Origin of the sequence: Vibrio barjaei (assembly GCF_001639065.2) — a bacterium.
In the GTDB taxonomy this organism is placed as follows: Bacteria; Pseudomonadota; Gammaproteobacteria; order Enterobacterales; family Vibrionaceae; genus Vibrio; species Vibrio barjaei.
Genome location: NZ_LQXO02000059.1, coordinates 54,497 through 71,901, shown reverse-complemented (window position 1 = coordinate 71,901; position 17,405 = coordinate 54,497). Strand labels below are relative to the sequence as shown.

Below are 17,405 nucleotides of genomic sequence, written 5' to 3'. Positions count from 1 at the left end.
TTTGCAAGTACTGCCGCTTTTTCAGCTGTACCGCCAATACCTATACCCAGCATACCTGGTGGACACCAACCTGCCCCCATTGTAGGTAAGGTTTTCTCTACCCATTCTGCGATGTCGTCAGATGGATTAAGCATGACCATTTTGGTTTTGTTTTCAGAACCGCCGCCTTTCGCTGCGATTTGAATTTCAACTTTATCCCCTGGCACCATATTGATATGAACCACAGCTGGCGTATTGTCTTTGGTGTTAATTCGCTTACCTGCTGGATCTTTCAGCACAGATGCACGCAACGGGTTATCAGGGTTGGTATAACCTTGACGAACGCCTTCATCGATCATCTCTTGAACGGTTAGATCAGAGTCCCATTGGACATTCATACCAATGTTCACAAAGCAGGTAACGATACCTGTATCTTGGCAAATTGGTCGATGACCTTCTGCGGACATGCGCGAGTTAATGAGAATTTGCGCGATGGCATCTTTTGCCGCTTGGCTTTCTTCCTTTTGATAAGCTTTATCTAGGGCTTGAACAAAGTCGAGGGGATGGTAATACGAGATGTATTGCAATGCATCAGCAACACTACTGATCACATCTTCTTTACGAATAACCGCCATTGAATACCTCTTTATAATTTTAGCTTCCAGAATTACGAACTTTCTTTGAACCTGTACCACGCCTTAACCCGCAGTATTTTCAGGGATAATTGTCCGACTTTTTATTGTGAAAATATGATACTCTTGCTTTCCACTATGCGCCATGAGTGCGACAACGTTTCTGTCACAATTTAAGCAAATGAACACAAAAGAAAGACTATCTATTCAATTCGTTGACCTTCCTTATTACCAAGACCTAGCCCGAGACAAGTTTGCTGAGATTGAGCAACTTCCTTGGTCGATGCTACTGAAATCGTCAGACGCCAGTCATGAGAACAGCCGATTTGACATTTTGGTCTCTCAACCGGTCGCAACCGTCGAAACGTTTGGTGCTCTCACCAAGGTGATGGTTGGAGAAGAAGTATCAGAAAGTGACCAAGATCCATTTGCCATCGTTAACGATTTGATAGAGACCTTGGTTGGGTTCAGAGAAGATTCTACCAACTGGCCATTCATTGGAGGGGCGGTAGGTTACTTTGCGTATGATCTAGGACGCAGAGTGGAACGTTTGCCAATAAAAGCAGAAAACGACATCCAAGCCGCCGACATGTCTATTGGCATTTATGATTGGGCATTAGTCGTTGACCATCAAGAACAGCGAGCTGCCATCGTAGGTAACAACCCTGAATTGAATAAGCAGTGGTTAGAGCGCCAAGTCTCCCCTAAAGAAGGTCCGTTTACGTTGGTGTCTAATTGGCAGTCCAACATGACCAAACAACAATACCAAGACAAATTTCTTTCAGTACAAAACTATCTCTCAGCTGGAGATTGCTATCAGATTAACTTAGCGCAACGACACCAAGCTCAATATAGTGGTAGTGAGTGGCAAGCATTTAATCTGTTGGATAACCAGAATCAAGCGCCGTTTAGTGCCTTTATCCGAACCAACGATAGCGCGATAATCAGTGTTTCCCCTGAGCGTTTCTTACAGCTTCATCAAAACTGTATTGAAACCAAACCAATTAAAGGTACTCGACCGAGATCAGTCGATGTGGAACAAGATAAAGCGTACGCAGAAGAGCTAAAGGCAGCGACCAAAGATCAGGCAGAAAATTTGATGATTGTGGATTTGCTTCGCAATGATATCGGACGAGTGGCAACTCCGGGCAGTGTTAAAGTGCCTAAGCTTTTTGATATCGAAAGCTTCCCTGCAGTTCATCACTTGGTAAGTACGGTAACTGGCGAGTTGGCTCCAGAATACTGCGCTACTGATCTTCTTAGAGCCTGTTTCCCTGGAGGTTCGATAACTGGCGCACCTAAAATACGAGCCATGGAAATCATTGAGGAACTAGAACCTCACACTCGCAGTGTATATTGCGGTAGCATTGGCTATATCAGTGCTCACGGCGTTATGGACACCAGCATTACCATTCGAACACTCATCGCAAAACAAGGGCAAATCTATGCGTGGGCCGGCGGCGGTATCGTAGCCGATAGCGAATGTGATGCGGAGTATCAAGAAACTTTCGATAAATTAGGTAGAATTTTGCCAACCCTTGACAGCCTCTAGTCAGAGCGCCTCTAAACCAGAGCTTGGCCCCCATTTTGAGAGTGTGAGGGTCAAGTCTTTTGCGGTATAAGGCTTGGATAAGATGTCATCCATACCTACATCATAACAAGTTTGTCGTTCTTCTCGTGTTGTGCCTGCGGTTAGCGCCACGATGGGTTTGGCGTAACTTGCGTCTCGCAGTCGTTTCGTTGCTTCAAATCCATCCATCACTGGCATTCGACAATCCATAAATATGATGTCGTATTGCTGATTGGTCGCATGTTCAACCGCTTCAAGGCCATTAACTGCAAGATCAGGTGTAATACCCACTTTACTCAGCATCTTAGTAATCACGACCTGATTCATTTTGATGTCATCAACGACAAGCACTTTGAGTGCAGAAAAATCTTGCGCGACGATATCGAGATCTTGTTGCACGCGTTCATTCTCATCTACTTCTTCAATGACTAGTGGCAAAAAACCAAAGAAAGTCGTTCCCTCTCCTACTTCACTTTTGAGTGAAATGGAGCCACCCATTAATTCGACCAGCCTTTTACAGATGGCTAGACCTAAACCAGTCCCTTCGTAATTTCGCGAACTAGAACGATCTGCTTGAGTAAAAGGTTGAAACAGTTTCTTTTGAGCTGATCGGCTAATACCAATTCCAGTATCGGCCACTGAAAAGTCAAACCCTTTGTCTTTTAAGCTTACGGTGACCTTAACACTGCCTTCATCGGTAAACTTGATCGCATTACCAATAAGGTTTACAAATATCTGAGTCAGACGTTCTAAGTCACCTTTTAGGCTCTTATTTTCGAACCCTTTGGAGCAAACAGTGAATACAATTTGCTTCTCTGCCGCTTTATGTTCAAAGATGCTGCACAACGTTGACTGAAGATTGCTCCACTTGAACGTCGAATCTATCAGCTCCAACATACCAGCATCGATTTTACTAAAGTCCAGCAGATCATTGATGATCGACCTAAGTAATTGACCTGATTGACTCAAGTTAGTGTGCAGTTCCTGTTGAGCTCCTTTTAAATCAGTATCAGCAAGCAGTTCAACACTACCTAGTAGCCCATTTAGTGGTGTTCTTAACTCATGATTAATCATTGCGAGAAATTCACGGGTAGAACGCTCAGACGCTTCGGCACGCTCTTTCGACTTAACTAATCTAAGGTTAATAAGTTGCCGTGTAATAGAACTCGATAATAGCTCACAAACCAACGACATTTGGCTCTCAATAAACGTGAGGTCAAAATCTTCCCCGACGAGTCTTACTTCCAGTTTTCCAACGTTTCTCTGTTCCACTTGAATCGGAATAGAAGCTTTCAACATCGGAAAATCAGTGCTTTCATCGGTCTGAATTGACGATTTGAAGCGATTATTAGTGAGGGTAGGAATCAAGTCATCAGTCAGCTCAATGCAATAATAAATACCCCCTGCGGCTTCACTTAGTTGCTTGATTAAGTCTGAGAGCAACACATCATCAAGGTTACTGCGCAGAAAAGTCCTTCCAAAATGTATCAGAATACGTTCAATGTGCTGTTGAAATTCAAGTCGCTTAAAGCTTGCTTCAGAACGCTGCTCAACCTGCTTCAACGCCACCTCTAATTGTTGGTTAGCGTTAAACAATTCTAAACTCTTTGCCTCGAGCAAACTCTCAGCCGCTTTCCTCGCAGCTATTTCACGCTTGAGTTTTCTTTCAATCGCTGAGCTACTTGTCATTGTTTCTCTACACTAAAGATAAGCTAAACCGAACGACGCTTCCGTCTTCTGTTTGAGGACTCATTTTGACCTCCAATGTTTCTCCAAAATAGGTAGCGCAGCCTTCAATTAAACCCAAGCATACGTTAGACATACAGCGGGCGCTTTGATAATCCATGACCATCTCAGTTTCTGTCTCACTAATGAAATGAAATTTTGGAGGTTCTGCATCGGCATAGAGTTTTTTCACCTCAACATGAATATAATCCTCTACATGGCGGATAAATTGAAATGTTGATGCACTTTGGCCAATGCTGGCGCTTTCAGGTATAGATGCGAGTAACGCTTTGAACACCGTTTGACCAAACACCTGCTGCAGTGTGTCGGGTGCAATATCTGTCTTTTTACTTAGGTTAACAATAAGCTTAACGAGGTCTCGGTGATCATAGCTTCCTACGGCAGTATAAATACCTTCGTCTCCGGACATTTCAAGTACTTCATCCAACACTTCTAAACCGAACTTTTCTTCAACGAGCTCCATAAACTCGGTAAAAATGATTCCTTTCATAGCCAATCTCCCCAAGGTTGAGAGGTCAAATTCTCTCTTGCCGATATTGAGCCTTATCTTTGCTAGACTCGATGAGTTTTTCGTTCCCTTTATTAAGTTCTAGAACATTATTCAAACTAAATCCAAGTTATTCGTGTTCACAATCAATAACCTAGTTAGATAGTGATCGATGAAAAACCTAATGTTCCATCATCAAAACTCAGTGTTAAGTTCAGCTGCGTTTGCGCTTTGCTGTTGACAGCCCATAGCGTAAAGGTGTGCATGTTGTTTGCAGTGACTAACCCATCACTACAATTAACATCAATGTGTGCGATACGTTTGTTAACTCGCCTGCTTAACAGGGCTTTGATCTCACGAGTCGATACTTCCCAATAGTTACCCGTTTTGGCTTGAATACAGTTATCGAAAATTAGGTTAGGCATAAAGACCAGATCAAAAGTTAAATAGCCGTCGTTGCTATCTCCAGCTTCGCCAGAAAGCGAGAGCTTCCCGAGGCCTTTACTACGATTGACAGAAGATAACGTCAAGTCCCCTTCACTTTCTGACTTTACTTGAACCAAATCAGAGTGCTCAAACACTAACTGGTGAATGGATTTTGCACATTGATTGGTCACAGAGGTGGAAATCAAATCCCTTTTACTAACTTCGATGTCACACCATTTGTTCGACGCTTTCAGGCTCGTTTGAATCGGTACTGCATGCATGTGTGGAATGAAAATCCCGGTGGCAATATATTCAACCGCGTCAGAAAGCAGATAGATATATCCCTTGGACTCTCTCTTTGGCTGACTGAAAGATCCATCTGGCAAGCGACGTAAAAAGCGCTGATTCGAAAACGAATATACGGAGTCGGCGTAAACTATTGGACTTGTAAATTGCGAAGGAGAGCCAACAAGATCTATCTGCTCTAATACCTTTCGTGAATGTATAGTGTTATCTGTTTTTACTACTAAGTTTTTTAACAGAGTAAAATCAAGGGTTAGGACTAACTCAGAACGCTGTTCATTATATTGATTAAAGGCCTCGACGGTCAGAACACAATACGAGGGCTGAGCACCATTTATCGAATGTGGATACGGTAGTGAAACGAAACAAAACTCCTTGGTCAGTTTGCATTGATAGCTTAGCGTCGCCGTTGAGACAGTCCTAACTCCGAACTCGTTTCTATGATTAACAGCATCTGTACGACCTAACTTTTTATTCACGAAATGGACAAGCGCGTCTCGACTGATAGCGATGGTTCCATCCGAAAGGACTGAGTAACCAATGGGGCTATTCTCAGGTCGCACTAGCTGAAATTGGTCAGGGACCACAATATGAGGCTCTGATAACAGATTACATTGCACTTGCAGTGGCACACCTTCTATCAAGCATCGAAGTGACAACACTCCACCGAATTCCTTCTTCGGTAAGTAAGCATAAACTCCATTGCCATAATCCCTAAAGATCCCTTCACCACTTTCACAAAGCACTTGCTCAGGTGATAAGCCATTGAGCTTTTCAATATGCTCAACGAGGTAATCTCGCGAAAAAACGAGTAAACCAGATTGGAACTCAACAACTTGATGTCGATAGCTATCTACACTCATCACATACTCTAGTAAGTCTGGGAAAATTTAGTGTCGCTTAGTGTCAGAAGCATACTTAAGAACGTCGCGTACCTGACTTGATGACAAGGGGCGATAAAAGAAGTAGCCCTGGATATAGTCCACATCAATGGACTTTAACGTCTCCAACTCCGACACTTTTTCTACACCCTCAGCAACAACTTTAATATTTAAGTCGTGTGAGAGCTGACGTAGCATATTCACGGCAAAGTATTTCTGCTTAACCTCATTGATATTGGTAATGAACTTGCGATCGATTTTAAGCTCATCAAAATGAAAGTCGTTAAAGTAAGAAAATGACGAACTGCCCGTCCCAAAGTCATCAACCGCTATCTTGATTCCAGCTGAACGAATTGTCTCTAGCAAGTTGGCGTTATAGGCATTATTTTCGAAATAGGCAGTTTCTGTAATTTCAATAGTCACGTCATCATTGGCTACTGGCGAACGCTGAATAAGTTCAAATAGCTCCGCTAAATGAATCGAAGGCTGACCAGATTCGGCAATGGAACAATTTAGTGACAGCGAGAGTTTTTTAGAGATACCGGAAGTAATAACCACAAATTCTTCAATCGCCCGTTCTGCCACCATCAAATCAAGAGTCGATATCAGATTAAGCTCTTCTGCTAGATGTATCATCTCTTGAACCGTGTAAGACATGTCCTGAAAGCGGAATCGACACAGCGCCTCCAGCTTGACGATTTCTCCGGTATGCGTATCGACGATTGGTTGAAAGTTTACATCAATGGATTTATTGCGGATCGCGTCAATCAGTAGCTGTTCCAAACGCTTTCTGCGTATATTGCCTTGAACCAGTTTTTCATCATAGAAATTGACACTACTCACTTTTGAATCATGAACAAACATCGCTTGTACCGACTGGGATATCACTTCGTCAATACCGCAACTATTAAAGCCATGAAGGGCAACGCCAACTTGACCATCAGCAATATCATTCACTAAATGGTCATCTAAGTACTTTCGCATACCCTTAAAAAACTGCTTGATACACATGTTAATTGTGGCCAAGTCTTCAACATCACTTTCACGGATTTTTACCAGTGCCACGAAGGTATTGCGCCCTAGATAACCGAAGCTTGCTTTATCATGTGATGACTTCAACGCTGCGAGTACTTTACCGCGAGATTCTTTTTCTAACTCGCTATAAAAATGAGGCTTAAAGCTGATCACTATATGCTTGCCATTCTTCTTCGACAGCTCAGCTGCACTTTTTCTAAAAGACGCTTCATCTTGTGCTGTCTCTTCCTGAAAGTTCATACTTGCCGAGCTATTGGTTGTATTCTCAGAGAAGTTTTCACCAAAAAAAAAGTAGACAAAGATATGCTTACCATCAGACAACTCAATTTTCTTTACACTAATCGTTTCTAACCGAACTTGAGAGTCTCTCGCTCGGGTAATAACCGCTCCTTGCCATCGATTGGTTAGAGATATTCTTCCTTTGAATATTTCCATATGGTTAGCATCACTTTGCAGCAGCTGAATATCCGCTATGTTTCTACCCAAAACGCCGATAGGAGATATATTATGCTCGTAGCACAATCGGTTGTTTGTAAAGAGTACATTATGATTTTGATCGGTAACCAACACACCTCGATGTGGGTCATCAAGCAACTGTTCAATCATGGAGAATAGGCTTATCTGGGCTTGAGATTGAGATAGGAGTTCGATACTTCCTTTTACTTTGTTATCCAAGATTAGGTAGATTTCGAACTTAACAATAAACAAATCTTCTGACGTAGTCTCTAAGGCAATAGGGACAGCCGCAGGTAGACCATTGAACTGGACATCCCTAATCAACAATAGAATTTGGTTAATATAATCAATTGATGGTGGCTGCACTGTGGTTCGTTTTTTCTCACAATGCAAAACCTCCTGCCAGAACTCGCCTTTAGAAATTACCGAGGTAATCTCAGAGAGATCTTCCGACCAAAAAGTTTTCTTTTCGTCATGCATGGTAGAAAGCATTCGCTTCTCACTTTTATAGTTATCTGCCAACAACGTGTTCACAAGTAAACTAGGTAATAGGAATATGAAATCAAGTTAACTTAGGGGATGAATTAAAAGTTGAATACACCAAATTTGTTCCTAGCTTGTTCACTAGATTTGAGAGAAAAGGAGCAAGTCATGCAGTACGTTTATGTCAATGACGTGTACGATGAACAATATCGGATAACGCCTCCTCTTCAAGTACAATTGGTGAGCGGCGATATTCCGGAGGAAGAGCTCGAAATAAGAGAAATACTTCGATGTTGGATTGATACTGGCTTGGGGCCGTTTCAAACTGCTAAAAAGTCGAAATTAGACTTCTGGAGGCACGCCAACAACTTTTCTCGGCTTAGTCTCATCTTGAACACATTGCTCAAACACAAAGCCTACTACTTCGCAGCAAAGCGGGTTGCCTCATTGTGGCGGTTTGGTTCAATTGAGAAAGCCTACCTGGAATACTTGCTAACAAAACATGTAGGCGTAAAGTCACAGGATTAATCAATTATCAAATGGAATTGCTTTTAATTTTCATTTAGCTAGATTATATTTAATATTGTCAATAGATAGCGGACGTTAGCCATACTGCTACCGTAGATAGGTATGTATAAGTATATAAACGATATTTTCGATACGGAGTATAACCAATCACTTCCTGAGCGAGTGGACTTTACCGAAAGTGAATTACCACTCGAAGAAATAGAAGTTAGGGAAATGGTCGAAGCTTGGTACCTATCAGGATATGCGCCTTGCTTTGAAAAACACAAATCAAGTCTATCCAGCAAATTCGATGAACTTTCATTTGACGCTGGAGAGAGTGCGGCACGTTTGAAAAAGTTAGAAACGACCCTGATGCTTGTTCTTAAGAACCAAGTATACAGAGCCGCATTCAAACGTTTAATGACAACAATGAAGCCGTCAAGCTCTAAAGTGAGATTAATGCTTTTACTGGATCAAGTAGAAAATGGTTTAAAGGTTCACTAACTCTATTACCTGAACTAGTTGATCCAACCATCAAATTTTAGTTTGTTCTGTAATTTTTGAATCCCTTCCTGCTGCAACTGACGAACTCGCTCTTTCGACAGTCCAAACATTTCTCCCAGATTATCCAGTGTAAGTACTTCCTTGCCAAATAAACCAAAGCGGTGAATCACGATATCACGGTATTTTTCCGGCAGAGAAAGTACGACGCTTTCCAGACTCTTCAGCAATTTTTCATTGTGGCATAAGTCATAAGGTTCTGGGATGGCTTCAGAACGACAAGTTTCTAAACTTTGAAATTCTTTATCAATAGTGTCAACTGACGAGCTGGATTCTATAAATCCACTCATGTGGATCAAGTCACTCACTTGAGCCTGAGATTTTAGCGTTTTATCAGCAATTTCCTTCACTGAAGGAGGACGTTGAAGGTCGGCAATAATCTCATTTGTCTGTTTCGACAGTCGATTAATTTCCTTGATGACATGAACGGGTAATCGAACGGTTCGTCCCGTGTTCATCAGTGATGATTCAATACTCTCTCGAATCCACCAAACCGCATAGGTACTAAAACGGAACCCTTTCTCTGGTTCAAATTTATCAATTGCTTTAATCAATCCTAAATTGCCCTCTTCGATGAGGTCAAGAATAGTATGATTACTCAGCCCCCTCTTCATATAATTTCTGGCAATTTTCACAACTAAACGTAAATTGGATTCGATTAAAACGTCTCGAGCAGCCTTGTCACCTCTGCGCGCTAACGTCGCATAGTGATACTCTTGTTCCGGTGATAACAGATCAATACCCACAACGTCATGGATATATTTTGAATAGAAGTCCGTACCACGCTCTTCATGCTGTTTGCTAAGCCTTTCTGTCCTTGTGCTCATCATTAGCTCCTTTGTATGGCGCTGCTCCTAGCCAATTAATTATTATTGATGTGATCTAAGTCGCACGAATAAGCATAGACGCGTTTATGCTATGCATCAAAATTTAGTCCTATCGAATAAGCACAATTTCCATAAAAATAGTAGAAAAGTATTAGAAATTTAGTTTTGTTATCATTCAAGTTTAGATCTCTTATTTCTGCAGATTTTAATTTTCTATGAACTATACTATTTTTGTAACTATCTGAAGTTGGTAGGTAATCTACTTAAGAACACCACTTATTCACTCTTTACAACAACAGGGACGCTACAATGATAGATTTTGAGGTATTGCGCGGCTACATGGATAATGACGACGATATCATCGCCGCTGTATTCATGGCTTTTATGGAAGAACATGAAGATGGTGCGGAAAAAATCCAAACCTTGTTCAACGAACAAAATTGGAGTGAGCTGTTTATTACCGCCCATTCATTGAAAGGCATACTAGCCAGCTTTGGTGAAACTAAAGCCGTCGAAAAACTCGAAGCTATAGAAGGTTCAACCAGAAACAGTGATGCTCCTAACAGCGAAGATATTCAGTTTGTTGTTCAAGAGCTCGATGTTATCAAAGGACAAATTAACGAATATCTCGCTTCCGCCGTATAACTAAGTAGTAAGGCACCAATGACTAAGCACGAATTTTTAGAACGATTTCAGTTACATCAGTTAGCGGACTATCATGCGGGTTCTAAATCGAGGACGGAACATCTAGATAAATCAACGCTCAGGGAAGCGAGCGTTCTTATCGGCTTAGTTGAAAGAAATCAGCGTCTCCATGTCATATTGACGAAGCGCGCAAGCCATTTGAAGCATCATCCGGGACAAATTAGTTTTCCTGGCGGTAAAGTTGAAGAAGATGACCTAAACGCAACCTTCACAGCTCTTCGCGAGGCTGAAGAGGAAATAGGCGTGCGCTATGACGAAGTATCCGTCATTGGTCATCTCCCTCGCTTGGTCACCGTTACCCAGTTTAACGTGACACCTGTTCTTGCATTTGTGGACAGTAATTACCGCCCATCGATAGATGCTAATGAAGTGGATTTTCTATTTGAGGTACCACTTGAGTTTCTCACTCACCCAGAAAATATGTCAGCAATGCAGTTTACTGTACGTGGAAAATCACACCGCGTTCTCTCTATTCCATATAAAGAGCACTTCATTTGGGGCGTGACCGCACAAATAATTGAAAGTTTACAAACACAGCTGCAACTTAGTTAACAGACCACCAACACCAGCCAATCGTTTGCGCCATTAGGCATTAGTTTTCCTAATGCTTTGCAATAGTCAACCTAATCTCTGGCACGTAAAAAACGTGACCCAAATAACGAATCCATCATTAGTATCAATATCCCGCTACAAATCATGACCTAGATCTAATTTTCACGTGAGAAAAGCATGCAAAATGCCCCCGACTTATTTCCTGTTCCCAAAATGAGTAACAAACTATGACTACCACAACTACTACGGCAACTAGCCGTTCTTCGTCTAAGTGGACCTATAAGGATTTCACCTGGGCTCTTTCACTATTCGGTACCGCGGTTGGTGCTGGTGTACTTTTCCTTCCAATCAAAGCAGGTGCTGGCGGCTTTTGGCCATTAGTTATCCTAGCCCTAATTGCAGCACCAATGACTTGGTTTGCACACAAAAGCTTAGCTCGCTTCGTTCTTTCTGCTAAGAACCCAGAAGCTGATATTACCGACACGGTAGAAGAACACTTTGGTAAAACTGGTGCGAACCTCATCACTTTTGCATACTTCTTCGCTATCTATCCAATCGTTCTAATCTACGGTGTAGGTATCACAAACACAGTTGATTCATTCCTAGTGAACCAAATGGGTATGGAATCTATCCCACGCTGGTTGCTTTCAGGCTGTCTGATTGCAGCGATGACTTGTGGTGTAGTATTCGGTAAAGAGCTTATGCTGAAAGCTACTTCCGCGATGGTTTACCCACTAGTACTCATCTTACTCGCTCTATCTGTATACCTAATCCCTGATTGGAATACTTCAATGATGAGCGTTAGCCCTGACTGGGGTTCAATGCCAGCAGTTATTTGGCTAGCAATTCCAATCATTGTTTTCTCTTTCAACCACAGCCCTATTATCAGCCAGTTCTCTAAAGAACAGCGCCGTGTATACGGTGAAGATGCGGTTAAGAAGACTGACATGATCACTGGCGGTGCAGCGATGATGCTAATGGGCTTTGTAATGTTCTTCGTATTCTCTGTTGTTCTATCTCTATCTCCAGAGCAACTAGCGATTGCACAAGAGCAAAACATTTCTGTTCTTTCTTACTTAGCTAACGTTCACGAGTCTCCACTGATTTCTATCCTTGGTCCTGTTGTTGCGTTCGCCGCAATCACTTCAAGCTACTTTGGTCACTTCCTAGGTGCACACGAAGGTCTTGTAGGTTTAGGTAAGTCTCGTTCTAAAGCACCAGTTTCTAAGATCGAGAAAGCATCTCTACTATTTATCGTTATTACTACTTGGATTGTTTCTATCATCAACCCAAGCATCCTAGGCATGATTGAAACAATGGGCGCGCCAATGATTGCGGCAATCCTATTCCTAATGCCTGTATACGCAATGAAGAAAGTACCGGCTATGGCTAAGTTCCAAACTTCAGCACCTGTACAAATCTTTACAGCAATCTGTGGTATTGCAGCGATTACTTCTGTAATCTACGGCGCTTTTTAATTGACTTCGTCAGTTGAACATCTCGGTTAAACAATAACGATAATATAAGCCTCCATGTACTTTGGGGGCTTTTCTAGAGGTAAATCAGTATGATCAGTGTTTTTGATATCTACAAAATTGGTGTTGGACCTTCAAGCTCTCACACCGTAGGCCCGATGAAAGCTGGTAAAGAGTTCATCGACGACCTGCGCTCAATGGGTAAGCTAAGAGACATCACCAAGATCACTGTAGATGTTTATGGATCACTATCACTGACAGGGAAAGGTCACCACACAGATATCGCAATCATTATGGGTTTGGCTGGTAACTCACCAGAAAAAGTCGACATCGACTCTATCCCAAGTTTCATTGCCCGTGTTGAAGAAACAGAGCGTCTTCCAGTTGGCATGCACTGTCACACCGTTTCATTTCCTCGTGACGGCGGCATGAATTTCCACTCCACTAATTTAGAGCTTCACGAAAACGGCATGCAGATCCACGCTTGGATCGATGACGAAAAAGCGTATTCAAAAACTTACTACTCTATTGGTGGCGGCTTTATTGTTGATGAAGAGCACTTCGGAAAAGAAGAAGTATCAGCATTAAAAGCTCCTTATGAGTTCAACTCAGCGGAAGAACTGGTAGAGCTGTGTAAAGAAAATGGCCTATCAATCAGCACACTGGTTATGGCTAATGAGCACGCTGTACACTCAGATGAAGAGACTCGTACGTACTTCGCTAATATTTGGAAAACAATGCGTGAGTGTATGGAACGCGGCATGAGCACTGAAGGCATTCTGCCTGGTCCACTGCGTGTTCCACGTCGTGCAGCAGCACTTCGCCAACAATTGATCACATCAGAAAAAACCACAACTGACCCTATGTCGGTAGTTGACTGGGTGAACATGTTTGCTTTTGCTGTAAACGAAGAAAACGCAGCAGGTGGTCGCGTAGTTACCGCTCCAACCAATGGTGCTTGTGGCATCATTCCAGCGGTACTTGCTTACTACGACAAGTTTATCCAAACCGTGACTGAAAAAGACTACATCCGCTACTTCGCTGCATCGGGCGCAATTGGTGGATTGTACAAACAAAATGCATCGATTTCTGGTGCAGAGGTAGGTTGTCAGGGTGAAGTTGGTGTTGCTTGTTCTATGGCGGCGGCAGGTCTTGCTGAACTTATGGGTGGAAGCCCTGAACAAGTTTGTATGGCAGCTGAAATCGCAATGGAACACAACCTCGGTCTAACTTGTGACCCAGTTGCTGGACAAGTTCAAGTACCTTGTATCGAGCGTAATGGTATTGCAGCGGTTAAGGCTATTAACTCGACTCGAATGGCGCTTCGCCGTGCTTCTGCACCTCGTGTGTCATTGGATAAAGTTATCGAAACTATGCTTGAAACGGGTAAAGACATGAATGCTAAATACCGTGAAACCTCTCAAGGCGGTTTGGCAATCAAGGTTGTTTGCTAATAGACAAATTCCAATAACAGAAAAACCGAAGCCTGAGCTTCGGTTTTTTTATGGTCATAGTAACGTTTAGCAGCTAGCGGTTTATTCGCCTTTGTAGATACAACCTGCAGTACACGTTTCTTTGATCTCTACTTTACTTAATAGCGGTAGGTTAGGCTTAAGCTGCCCCCAAATCCATTTGGCCAGTACTTCACTGGTAGGGTTCTCTAGTCCCTCAATATCGTTCAAGTAGTAGTGGTCTAAACGATCGTAAATTGGTTTGAATGCTGCTTTGATCTCTGCAAAATCGACTACCCAACCAGTATGCGGATCGACTTCACCTTCAACATAGAGACGCACTAAAAAAGAGTGTCCATGCAGACGACCGCACTTATGGCCCTCTGGCACATGCGGAAGATGATGTGCAGCTTCGAACATGAATTCTTTATACAACTCAGTTTTCATAGGATATCTCTGTTAAAAAATGACACGCAATCCTACTGAAAACCGAGCTCTATCTCAAGCTATACCGTAAAGAACGACGACGAGAAAAACCCGATAGATATAAATGTCGACATGGCTGCACCGCACAACAATACTGGCATTTTTGCTCTTGGGTAAGCTTCAAGCAGTAAGATAATCGCCAAGTAAGTAGGATACAGACCAAAGATGTAGCGCGGCATCGCATTGACACCCGATGATAAAGGTATCACTAAGTTGATAAACATAAATAGCGCTTCAGCATAACGTTTTTTGTAGATCAGATAGCCGTTGAGTGCGAAGCCAAGTAAAGAAACAATGGTGAGGTAGAGTTTGGGACCACCTCTTTCAAAACCATAGTCCAACCAAACAAATGGATTACTAAAGGTTCTGCCCCACGCCACCTGAATATGACCGAATGCCAATGCATCCCCCATATGGAAATACAAATAAGCCATGTAAGTAAAGAAGCCTAATGGAATGACCCAAATCGCCGCAATAACCGCTAAACCGCGAGTTTTAAATCGATAAAAGCTACTTAATCCATAATGCTGGATGCCAATAATGAGTACAGAGAACACCAGCATCACACCTAGGTTACGCGTCACCGCTGCTAGCATCCCTAATACCGCGACCAACAACCAATTCTGGCGATAGCAAGCAATGAAGAGTCCCGCTACCAAGGCAATATACAGCGGCTCAGAATAGCCCGCTAATGAATAAACCGTATAAGGTGAGAAGCACATTAGCCATATTGCCGTATCTTGCGCATTATTGCTAAGTTTCATCTGTTTCAATGCCATCACTAAAGCAGCTGTGCCAGCAATGAGGGTCACATTAGACACCAAGACCAATGATAGGTTGATGTTATTAACGACGTAATTCACCGTTTTCGCGAGATAAGGGGACATAGGCATAAATGCCCAGTTAGCCCCGTTGCTTTGCCTCATATAGCTAGGCACTAGCGCGTAGCCATCTTCCGCTATTCGCCTAAACCATACACAGTCAAAGCGACAAATTTGATGCCAAATATCAACGTCCTTGACCGCTTCAGGGTTGAATGAGTACGTTCCTATTAAACCAAAAGCGGCAAAAACGATACGACTAGTGATCACTGCCAGCAAAAGTGTTATCCATTGATCTTTGGTTAACATTATTGAAGAGTTTTGATTATGCATTAACTGAACTCACTTTCTCGACTTGCTGCGTCCCGGATAGAGGGGGTTGTTTTGGGCTACTTCCCTTGTCATATTGACCATATATTCCTTCTACAAGGTAAATTGGTCTCTGTTTCATCTCTCGATACATTCTGCTTATATAGCCGCCGATAATGCCAAGCGAGATCAATTGAATACCACCTAAGAAAAGTACAACACTTATAGTTGAGGCATATCCCGGAGTCTTAATATCAAAGAAGGTTGCGCCAATCACTATCTTCAGCATAAACAGAAAAGCGAGTAGAGAAATCACACATCCGACAAATCCCCATATTCGTAGCGGCCATGCTGTAAAACTCAGTAAACCGTCCACTGCAAAATTCCATAATTTCCAGTAGTTAAATTTGGTTTCTCCGGCATGTCTTTCAGGACGCCTAAAAGTAACCCCTTTGGAACGAAAGGCACCCCAAGCCAGCAAGCCTTTCATAAAGCGATTTCTCTCGGGAAGCTGACGCATCGCCTCTATCACTACTCTGTCAATCAAACGAAAGTCACCTGCATTTTCCGGCAAGGTTGTTTCTGATGAGAGCCAATTGAAGACTCGATAAAAACCACCAGCAGAGACTCGCTTCATCCACGTATCTTTGCTTCTATCTTCACGCACGCCATAAATAGTGTCCCACTCTCCAGTCTGCCATTCCTTAACAAATTCTAATATGAGTTCAGGAGGGTCTTGAAGATCAACATCCATAATGACACACGCATCACCTCTAACATGATCAAGACCTGCCGTCATCGCCGCTTCTTTACCGAAATTTCGGGCCAAATTCACTAAAGTGACCCGTTTATCTTTGGCCATCAATTCTTCAATGACCGTGCGGGTTCGATCAGAGCTACCATCATTAACGAAAACAATATCCAATTGATGACGCATTCCATTGAGGGCACTATCCAGCGCATCAATAAAAGGCCTAACCGACTCTTCTTCATTAAACACCGGAACTAATATGGATAAACTAAACTCGTTACTACTTTTCATCAGCCCCGTCCTTAATCGTTATTTTGGTAACCGTTAAACTCGCTGGAGTTTCAAATTGCATATATTGGATAGGACGAGCCGCATCGATATTCGTTGCGGGCAATGTGGCAGCAAGAGACAACAGACCGATAGGCTCCAATCGCGTCTTATGTTCACCGTCGATAGAGACGTAGACAGGCTCTGTAATGCTTTTAGCTAGATCGATTTTTACATACACGGAATGAGATGGATTTTGGTCAAAGTTAAAATACACACCGCCAGAATGAACCAGTCTCCTACCTTCGTTTTTATTCCGCTCAAGCTCGGTGTGTAAATCGTAGTTCCAGCCTTCCCGACTAATAAAAGGGGATTGTTCTCCTGGCTCAATAATCCCCGATAAAGGCAGCACTAAGTTGTTATTATCCTTGCCCCAAAAAAGCGTCGCTTTATCAATGTAATACGTTTGATAACCCACTGTTACATTAGGTGTTGCCGCTAAATATAAAACCCACAAATAGTAGCCAGACAACGTAATCAGAATGGCAATTAGACCTATTCTAAGGCGACATTTTTTACCTTTAACATTGCCTCTAGACGTCGTGTTTTCGAGATTTTTTTCGGTCATAATTAATTTACAACTAGTTACATTTCATGATGTTTTACTCCTGCACCACGACTAGACTGTCAACATA

General features: G+C 42.5%; 17 protein-coding genes. 7 read left to right on the top strand and 10 right to left on the bottom strand.

What is annotated here, in order from left to right:
• On the bottom strand, positions 1–614 hold a 614-nt coding region (locus AWH66_RS24480; protein WP_143081583.1), incomplete at its 3' end, for a fumarate hydratase.
• A gap of 178 nt (positions 615–792) precedes the next feature.
• Between AWH66_RS24480 and pabB the strand changes: the two genes are divergently transcribed.
• Positions 793–2,163: an aminodeoxychorismate synthase component I gene (gene pabB / locus AWH66_RS24475; RefSeq protein WP_063603871.1), complete on the top strand. Its 1,371-nt coding sequence runs from the start codon at positions 793–795 to the stop codon at positions 2,161–2,163.
• Here the strand turns inward: pabB and AWH66_RS24470 are convergent, their stop codons facing one another.
• From AWH66_RS24470 to AWH66_RS24455, 4 genes are all read right to left on the bottom strand, one after another.
• Positions 2,164–3,870 (bottom strand): ATP-binding protein, encoded by a 1,707-nt coding sequence (locus AWH66_RS24470; RefSeq protein ID WP_063603791.1) that lies wholly within the window; start codon positions 3,868–3,870, stop codon positions 2,164–2,166.
• A 7-nt stretch (positions 3,871–3,877) separates the two neighbouring features.
• The gene (locus AWH66_RS24465; RefSeq protein ID WP_063603790.1) at positions 3,878–4,417 is read right to left on the bottom strand and encodes a heme NO-binding domain-containing protein; all 540 of its coding nucleotides are present in this window, start codon (positions 4,415–4,417) and stop codon (positions 3,878–3,880) included.
• Between the two features lie 155 nt (positions 4,418–4,572).
• Positions 4,573–6,006, bottom strand: coding sequence for a hypothetical protein (locus tag AWH66_RS24460; RefSeq protein ID WP_063603789.1), 1,434 nt, complete (start codon positions 6,004–6,006; stop codon positions 4,573–4,575).
• A 27-nt stretch (positions 6,007–6,033) separates the two neighbouring features.
• Positions 6,034–8,007 (bottom strand): EAL domain-containing protein, encoded by a 1,974-nt coding sequence (locus tag AWH66_RS24455; RefSeq protein WP_063603788.1) that lies wholly within the window; start codon positions 8,005–8,007, stop codon positions 6,034–6,036.
• A 159-nt stretch (positions 8,008–8,166) separates the two neighbouring features.
• On the opposite strand from AWH66_RS24455, the gene AWH66_RS24450 reads away from it, so the two are divergent.
• Together AWH66_RS24450 and AWH66_RS24445 are read left to right on the top strand one after the other, a co-directional pair.
• Positions 8,167–8,526 carry a hypothetical protein gene (locus tag AWH66_RS24450; protein WP_038225854.1) on the top strand — a complete coding sequence of 120 codons (360 nt, stop codon included), beginning with the start codon at positions 8,167–8,169 and terminating at the stop codon, positions 8,524–8,526.
• Positions 8,527–8,628: 102 nt separating this feature from the next.
• Positions 8,629–9,009, top strand: coding sequence for a hypothetical protein (locus tag AWH66_RS24445; RefSeq protein ID WP_063603787.1), 381 nt, complete (start codon positions 8,629–8,631; stop codon positions 9,007–9,009).
• 14 nt (positions 9,010–9,023) lie between these two features.
• On the opposite strand, the gene AWH66_RS24440 is transcribed toward AWH66_RS24445, so the two are convergent.
• Complete coding sequence (locus tag AWH66_RS24440; protein WP_240495661.1) at positions 9,024–9,896, bottom strand: sigma-70 family RNA polymerase sigma factor; 873 nt, start codon at positions 9,894–9,896, stop codon at positions 9,024–9,026.
• 306 nt (positions 9,897–10,202) lie between these two features.
• Between AWH66_RS24440 and AWH66_RS24435 the strand changes: the two genes are divergently transcribed.
• From AWH66_RS24435 to AWH66_RS24420, 4 genes are all read left to right on the top strand, one after another.
• The gene (locus AWH66_RS24435) at positions 10,203–10,538 is read left to right on the top strand and encodes an Hpt domain-containing protein (RefSeq protein WP_063603785.1); all 336 of its coding nucleotides are present in this window, start codon (positions 10,203–10,205) and stop codon (positions 10,536–10,538) included.
• An 18-nt stretch (positions 10,539–10,556) separates the two neighbouring features.
• On the top strand, positions 10,557–11,150 hold the full coding sequence (locus AWH66_RS24430; protein ID WP_063603784.1) for a CoA pyrophosphatase: 594 nt from the start codon (positions 10,557–10,559) through the stop codon (positions 11,148–11,150).
• A gap of 227 nt (positions 11,151–11,377) precedes the next feature.
• Positions 11,378–12,628, top strand: coding sequence for an aromatic amino acid transport family protein (locus AWH66_RS24425; RefSeq protein WP_063603783.1), 1,251 nt, complete (start codon positions 11,378–11,380; stop codon positions 12,626–12,628).
• Between the two features lie 89 nt (positions 12,629–12,717).
• Positions 12,718–14,079 carry an L-serine ammonia-lyase gene (locus AWH66_RS24420; RefSeq protein ID WP_006073710.1) on the top strand — a complete coding sequence of 454 codons (1,362 nt, stop codon included), beginning with the start codon at positions 12,718–12,720 and terminating at the stop codon, positions 14,077–14,079.
• Between the two features lie 81 nt (positions 14,080–14,160).
• On the opposite strand, the gene queD is transcribed toward AWH66_RS24420, so the two are convergent.
• From queD to AWH66_RS24400, 4 genes are read right to left on the bottom strand one after another with little or no spacing between them, the layout of a single operon-like run.
• Positions 14,161–14,523, bottom strand: coding sequence for a 6-carboxytetrahydropterin synthase QueD (gene queD / locus AWH66_RS24415; RefSeq protein ID WP_006073712.1), 363 nt, complete (start codon positions 14,521–14,523; stop codon positions 14,161–14,163).
• 59 nt (positions 14,524–14,582) lie between these two features.
• Positions 14,583–15,716, bottom strand: coding sequence for a hypothetical protein (locus AWH66_RS24410; protein WP_063603782.1), 1,134 nt, complete (start codon positions 15,714–15,716; stop codon positions 14,583–14,585).
• The gene (locus AWH66_RS24405) at positions 15,709–16,734 is read right to left on the bottom strand and encodes a glycosyltransferase family 2 protein (RefSeq protein WP_063603781.1); all 1,026 of its coding nucleotides are present in this window, start codon (positions 16,732–16,734) and stop codon (positions 15,709–15,711) included. Before AWH66_RS24405 ends, AWH66_RS24410 begins: the two co-directional genes overlap by 8 nt.
• Entirely contained in the window at positions 16,724–17,338 is a 615-nt protein-coding gene (locus AWH66_RS24400) for a hypothetical protein (protein ID WP_063603780.1), read from the bottom strand. Before AWH66_RS24400 ends, AWH66_RS24405 begins: the two co-directional genes overlap by 11 nt.
• Positions 17,339–17,405 lie beyond the last annotated feature (67 nt).

Coding starts and splice junctions, on each gene's coding strand:
- pabB (WP_063603871.1), top strand. CDS start 793: ATGAACACAAAAGAAAGACTATCTATTCAATTCGTTGACCTTCCTTAT.
- AWH66_RS24470 (WP_063603791.1), bottom strand. CDS start 3,870: ATGACAAGTAGCTCAGCGATTGAAAGAAAACTCAAGCGTGAAATAGCT.
- AWH66_RS24465 (WP_063603790.1), bottom strand. CDS start 4,417: ATGAAAGGAATCATTTTTACCGAGTTTATGGAGCTCGTTGAAGAAAAG.
- AWH66_RS24460 (WP_063603789.1), bottom strand. CDS start 6,006: ATGAGTGTAGATAGCTATCGACATCAAGTTGTTGAGTTCCAATCTGGT.
- AWH66_RS24455 (WP_063603788.1), bottom strand. CDS start 8,007: ATGCTTTCTACCATGCATGACGAAAAGAAAACTTTTTGGTCGGAAGAT.
- AWH66_RS24450 (WP_038225854.1), top strand. CDS start 8,167: ATGCAGTACGTTTATGTCAATGACGTGTACGATGAACAATATCGGATA.
- AWH66_RS24445 (WP_063603787.1), top strand. CDS start 8,629: ATGTATAAGTATATAAACGATATTTTCGATACGGAGTATAACCAATCA.
- AWH66_RS24440 (WP_240495661.1), bottom strand. CDS start 9,896: ATGATGAGCACAAGGACAGAAAGGCTTAGCAAACAGCATGAAGAGCGT.
- AWH66_RS24435 (WP_063603785.1), top strand. CDS start 10,203: ATGATAGATTTTGAGGTATTGCGCGGCTACATGGATAATGACGACGAT.
- AWH66_RS24430 (WP_063603784.1), top strand. CDS start 10,557: ATGACTAAGCACGAATTTTTAGAACGATTTCAGTTACATCAGTTAGCG.
- AWH66_RS24425 (WP_063603783.1), top strand. CDS start 11,378: ATGACTACCACAACTACTACGGCAACTAGCCGTTCTTCGTCTAAGTGG.
- AWH66_RS24420 (WP_006073710.1), top strand. CDS start 12,718: ATGATCAGTGTTTTTGATATCTACAAAATTGGTGTTGGACCTTCAAGC.
- queD (WP_006073712.1), bottom strand. CDS start 14,523: ATGAAAACTGAGTTGTATAAAGAATTCATGTTCGAAGCTGCACATCAT.
- AWH66_RS24410 (WP_063603782.1), bottom strand. CDS start 15,716: ATGCATAATCAAAACTCTTCAATAATGTTAACCAAAGATCAATGGATA.
- AWH66_RS24405 (WP_063603781.1), bottom strand. CDS start 16,734: ATGAAAAGTAGTAACGAGTTTAGTTTATCCATATTAGTTCCGGTGTTT.
- AWH66_RS24400 (WP_063603780.1), bottom strand. CDS start 17,338: ATGACCGAAAAAAATCTCGAAAACACGACGTCTAGAGGCAATGTTAAA.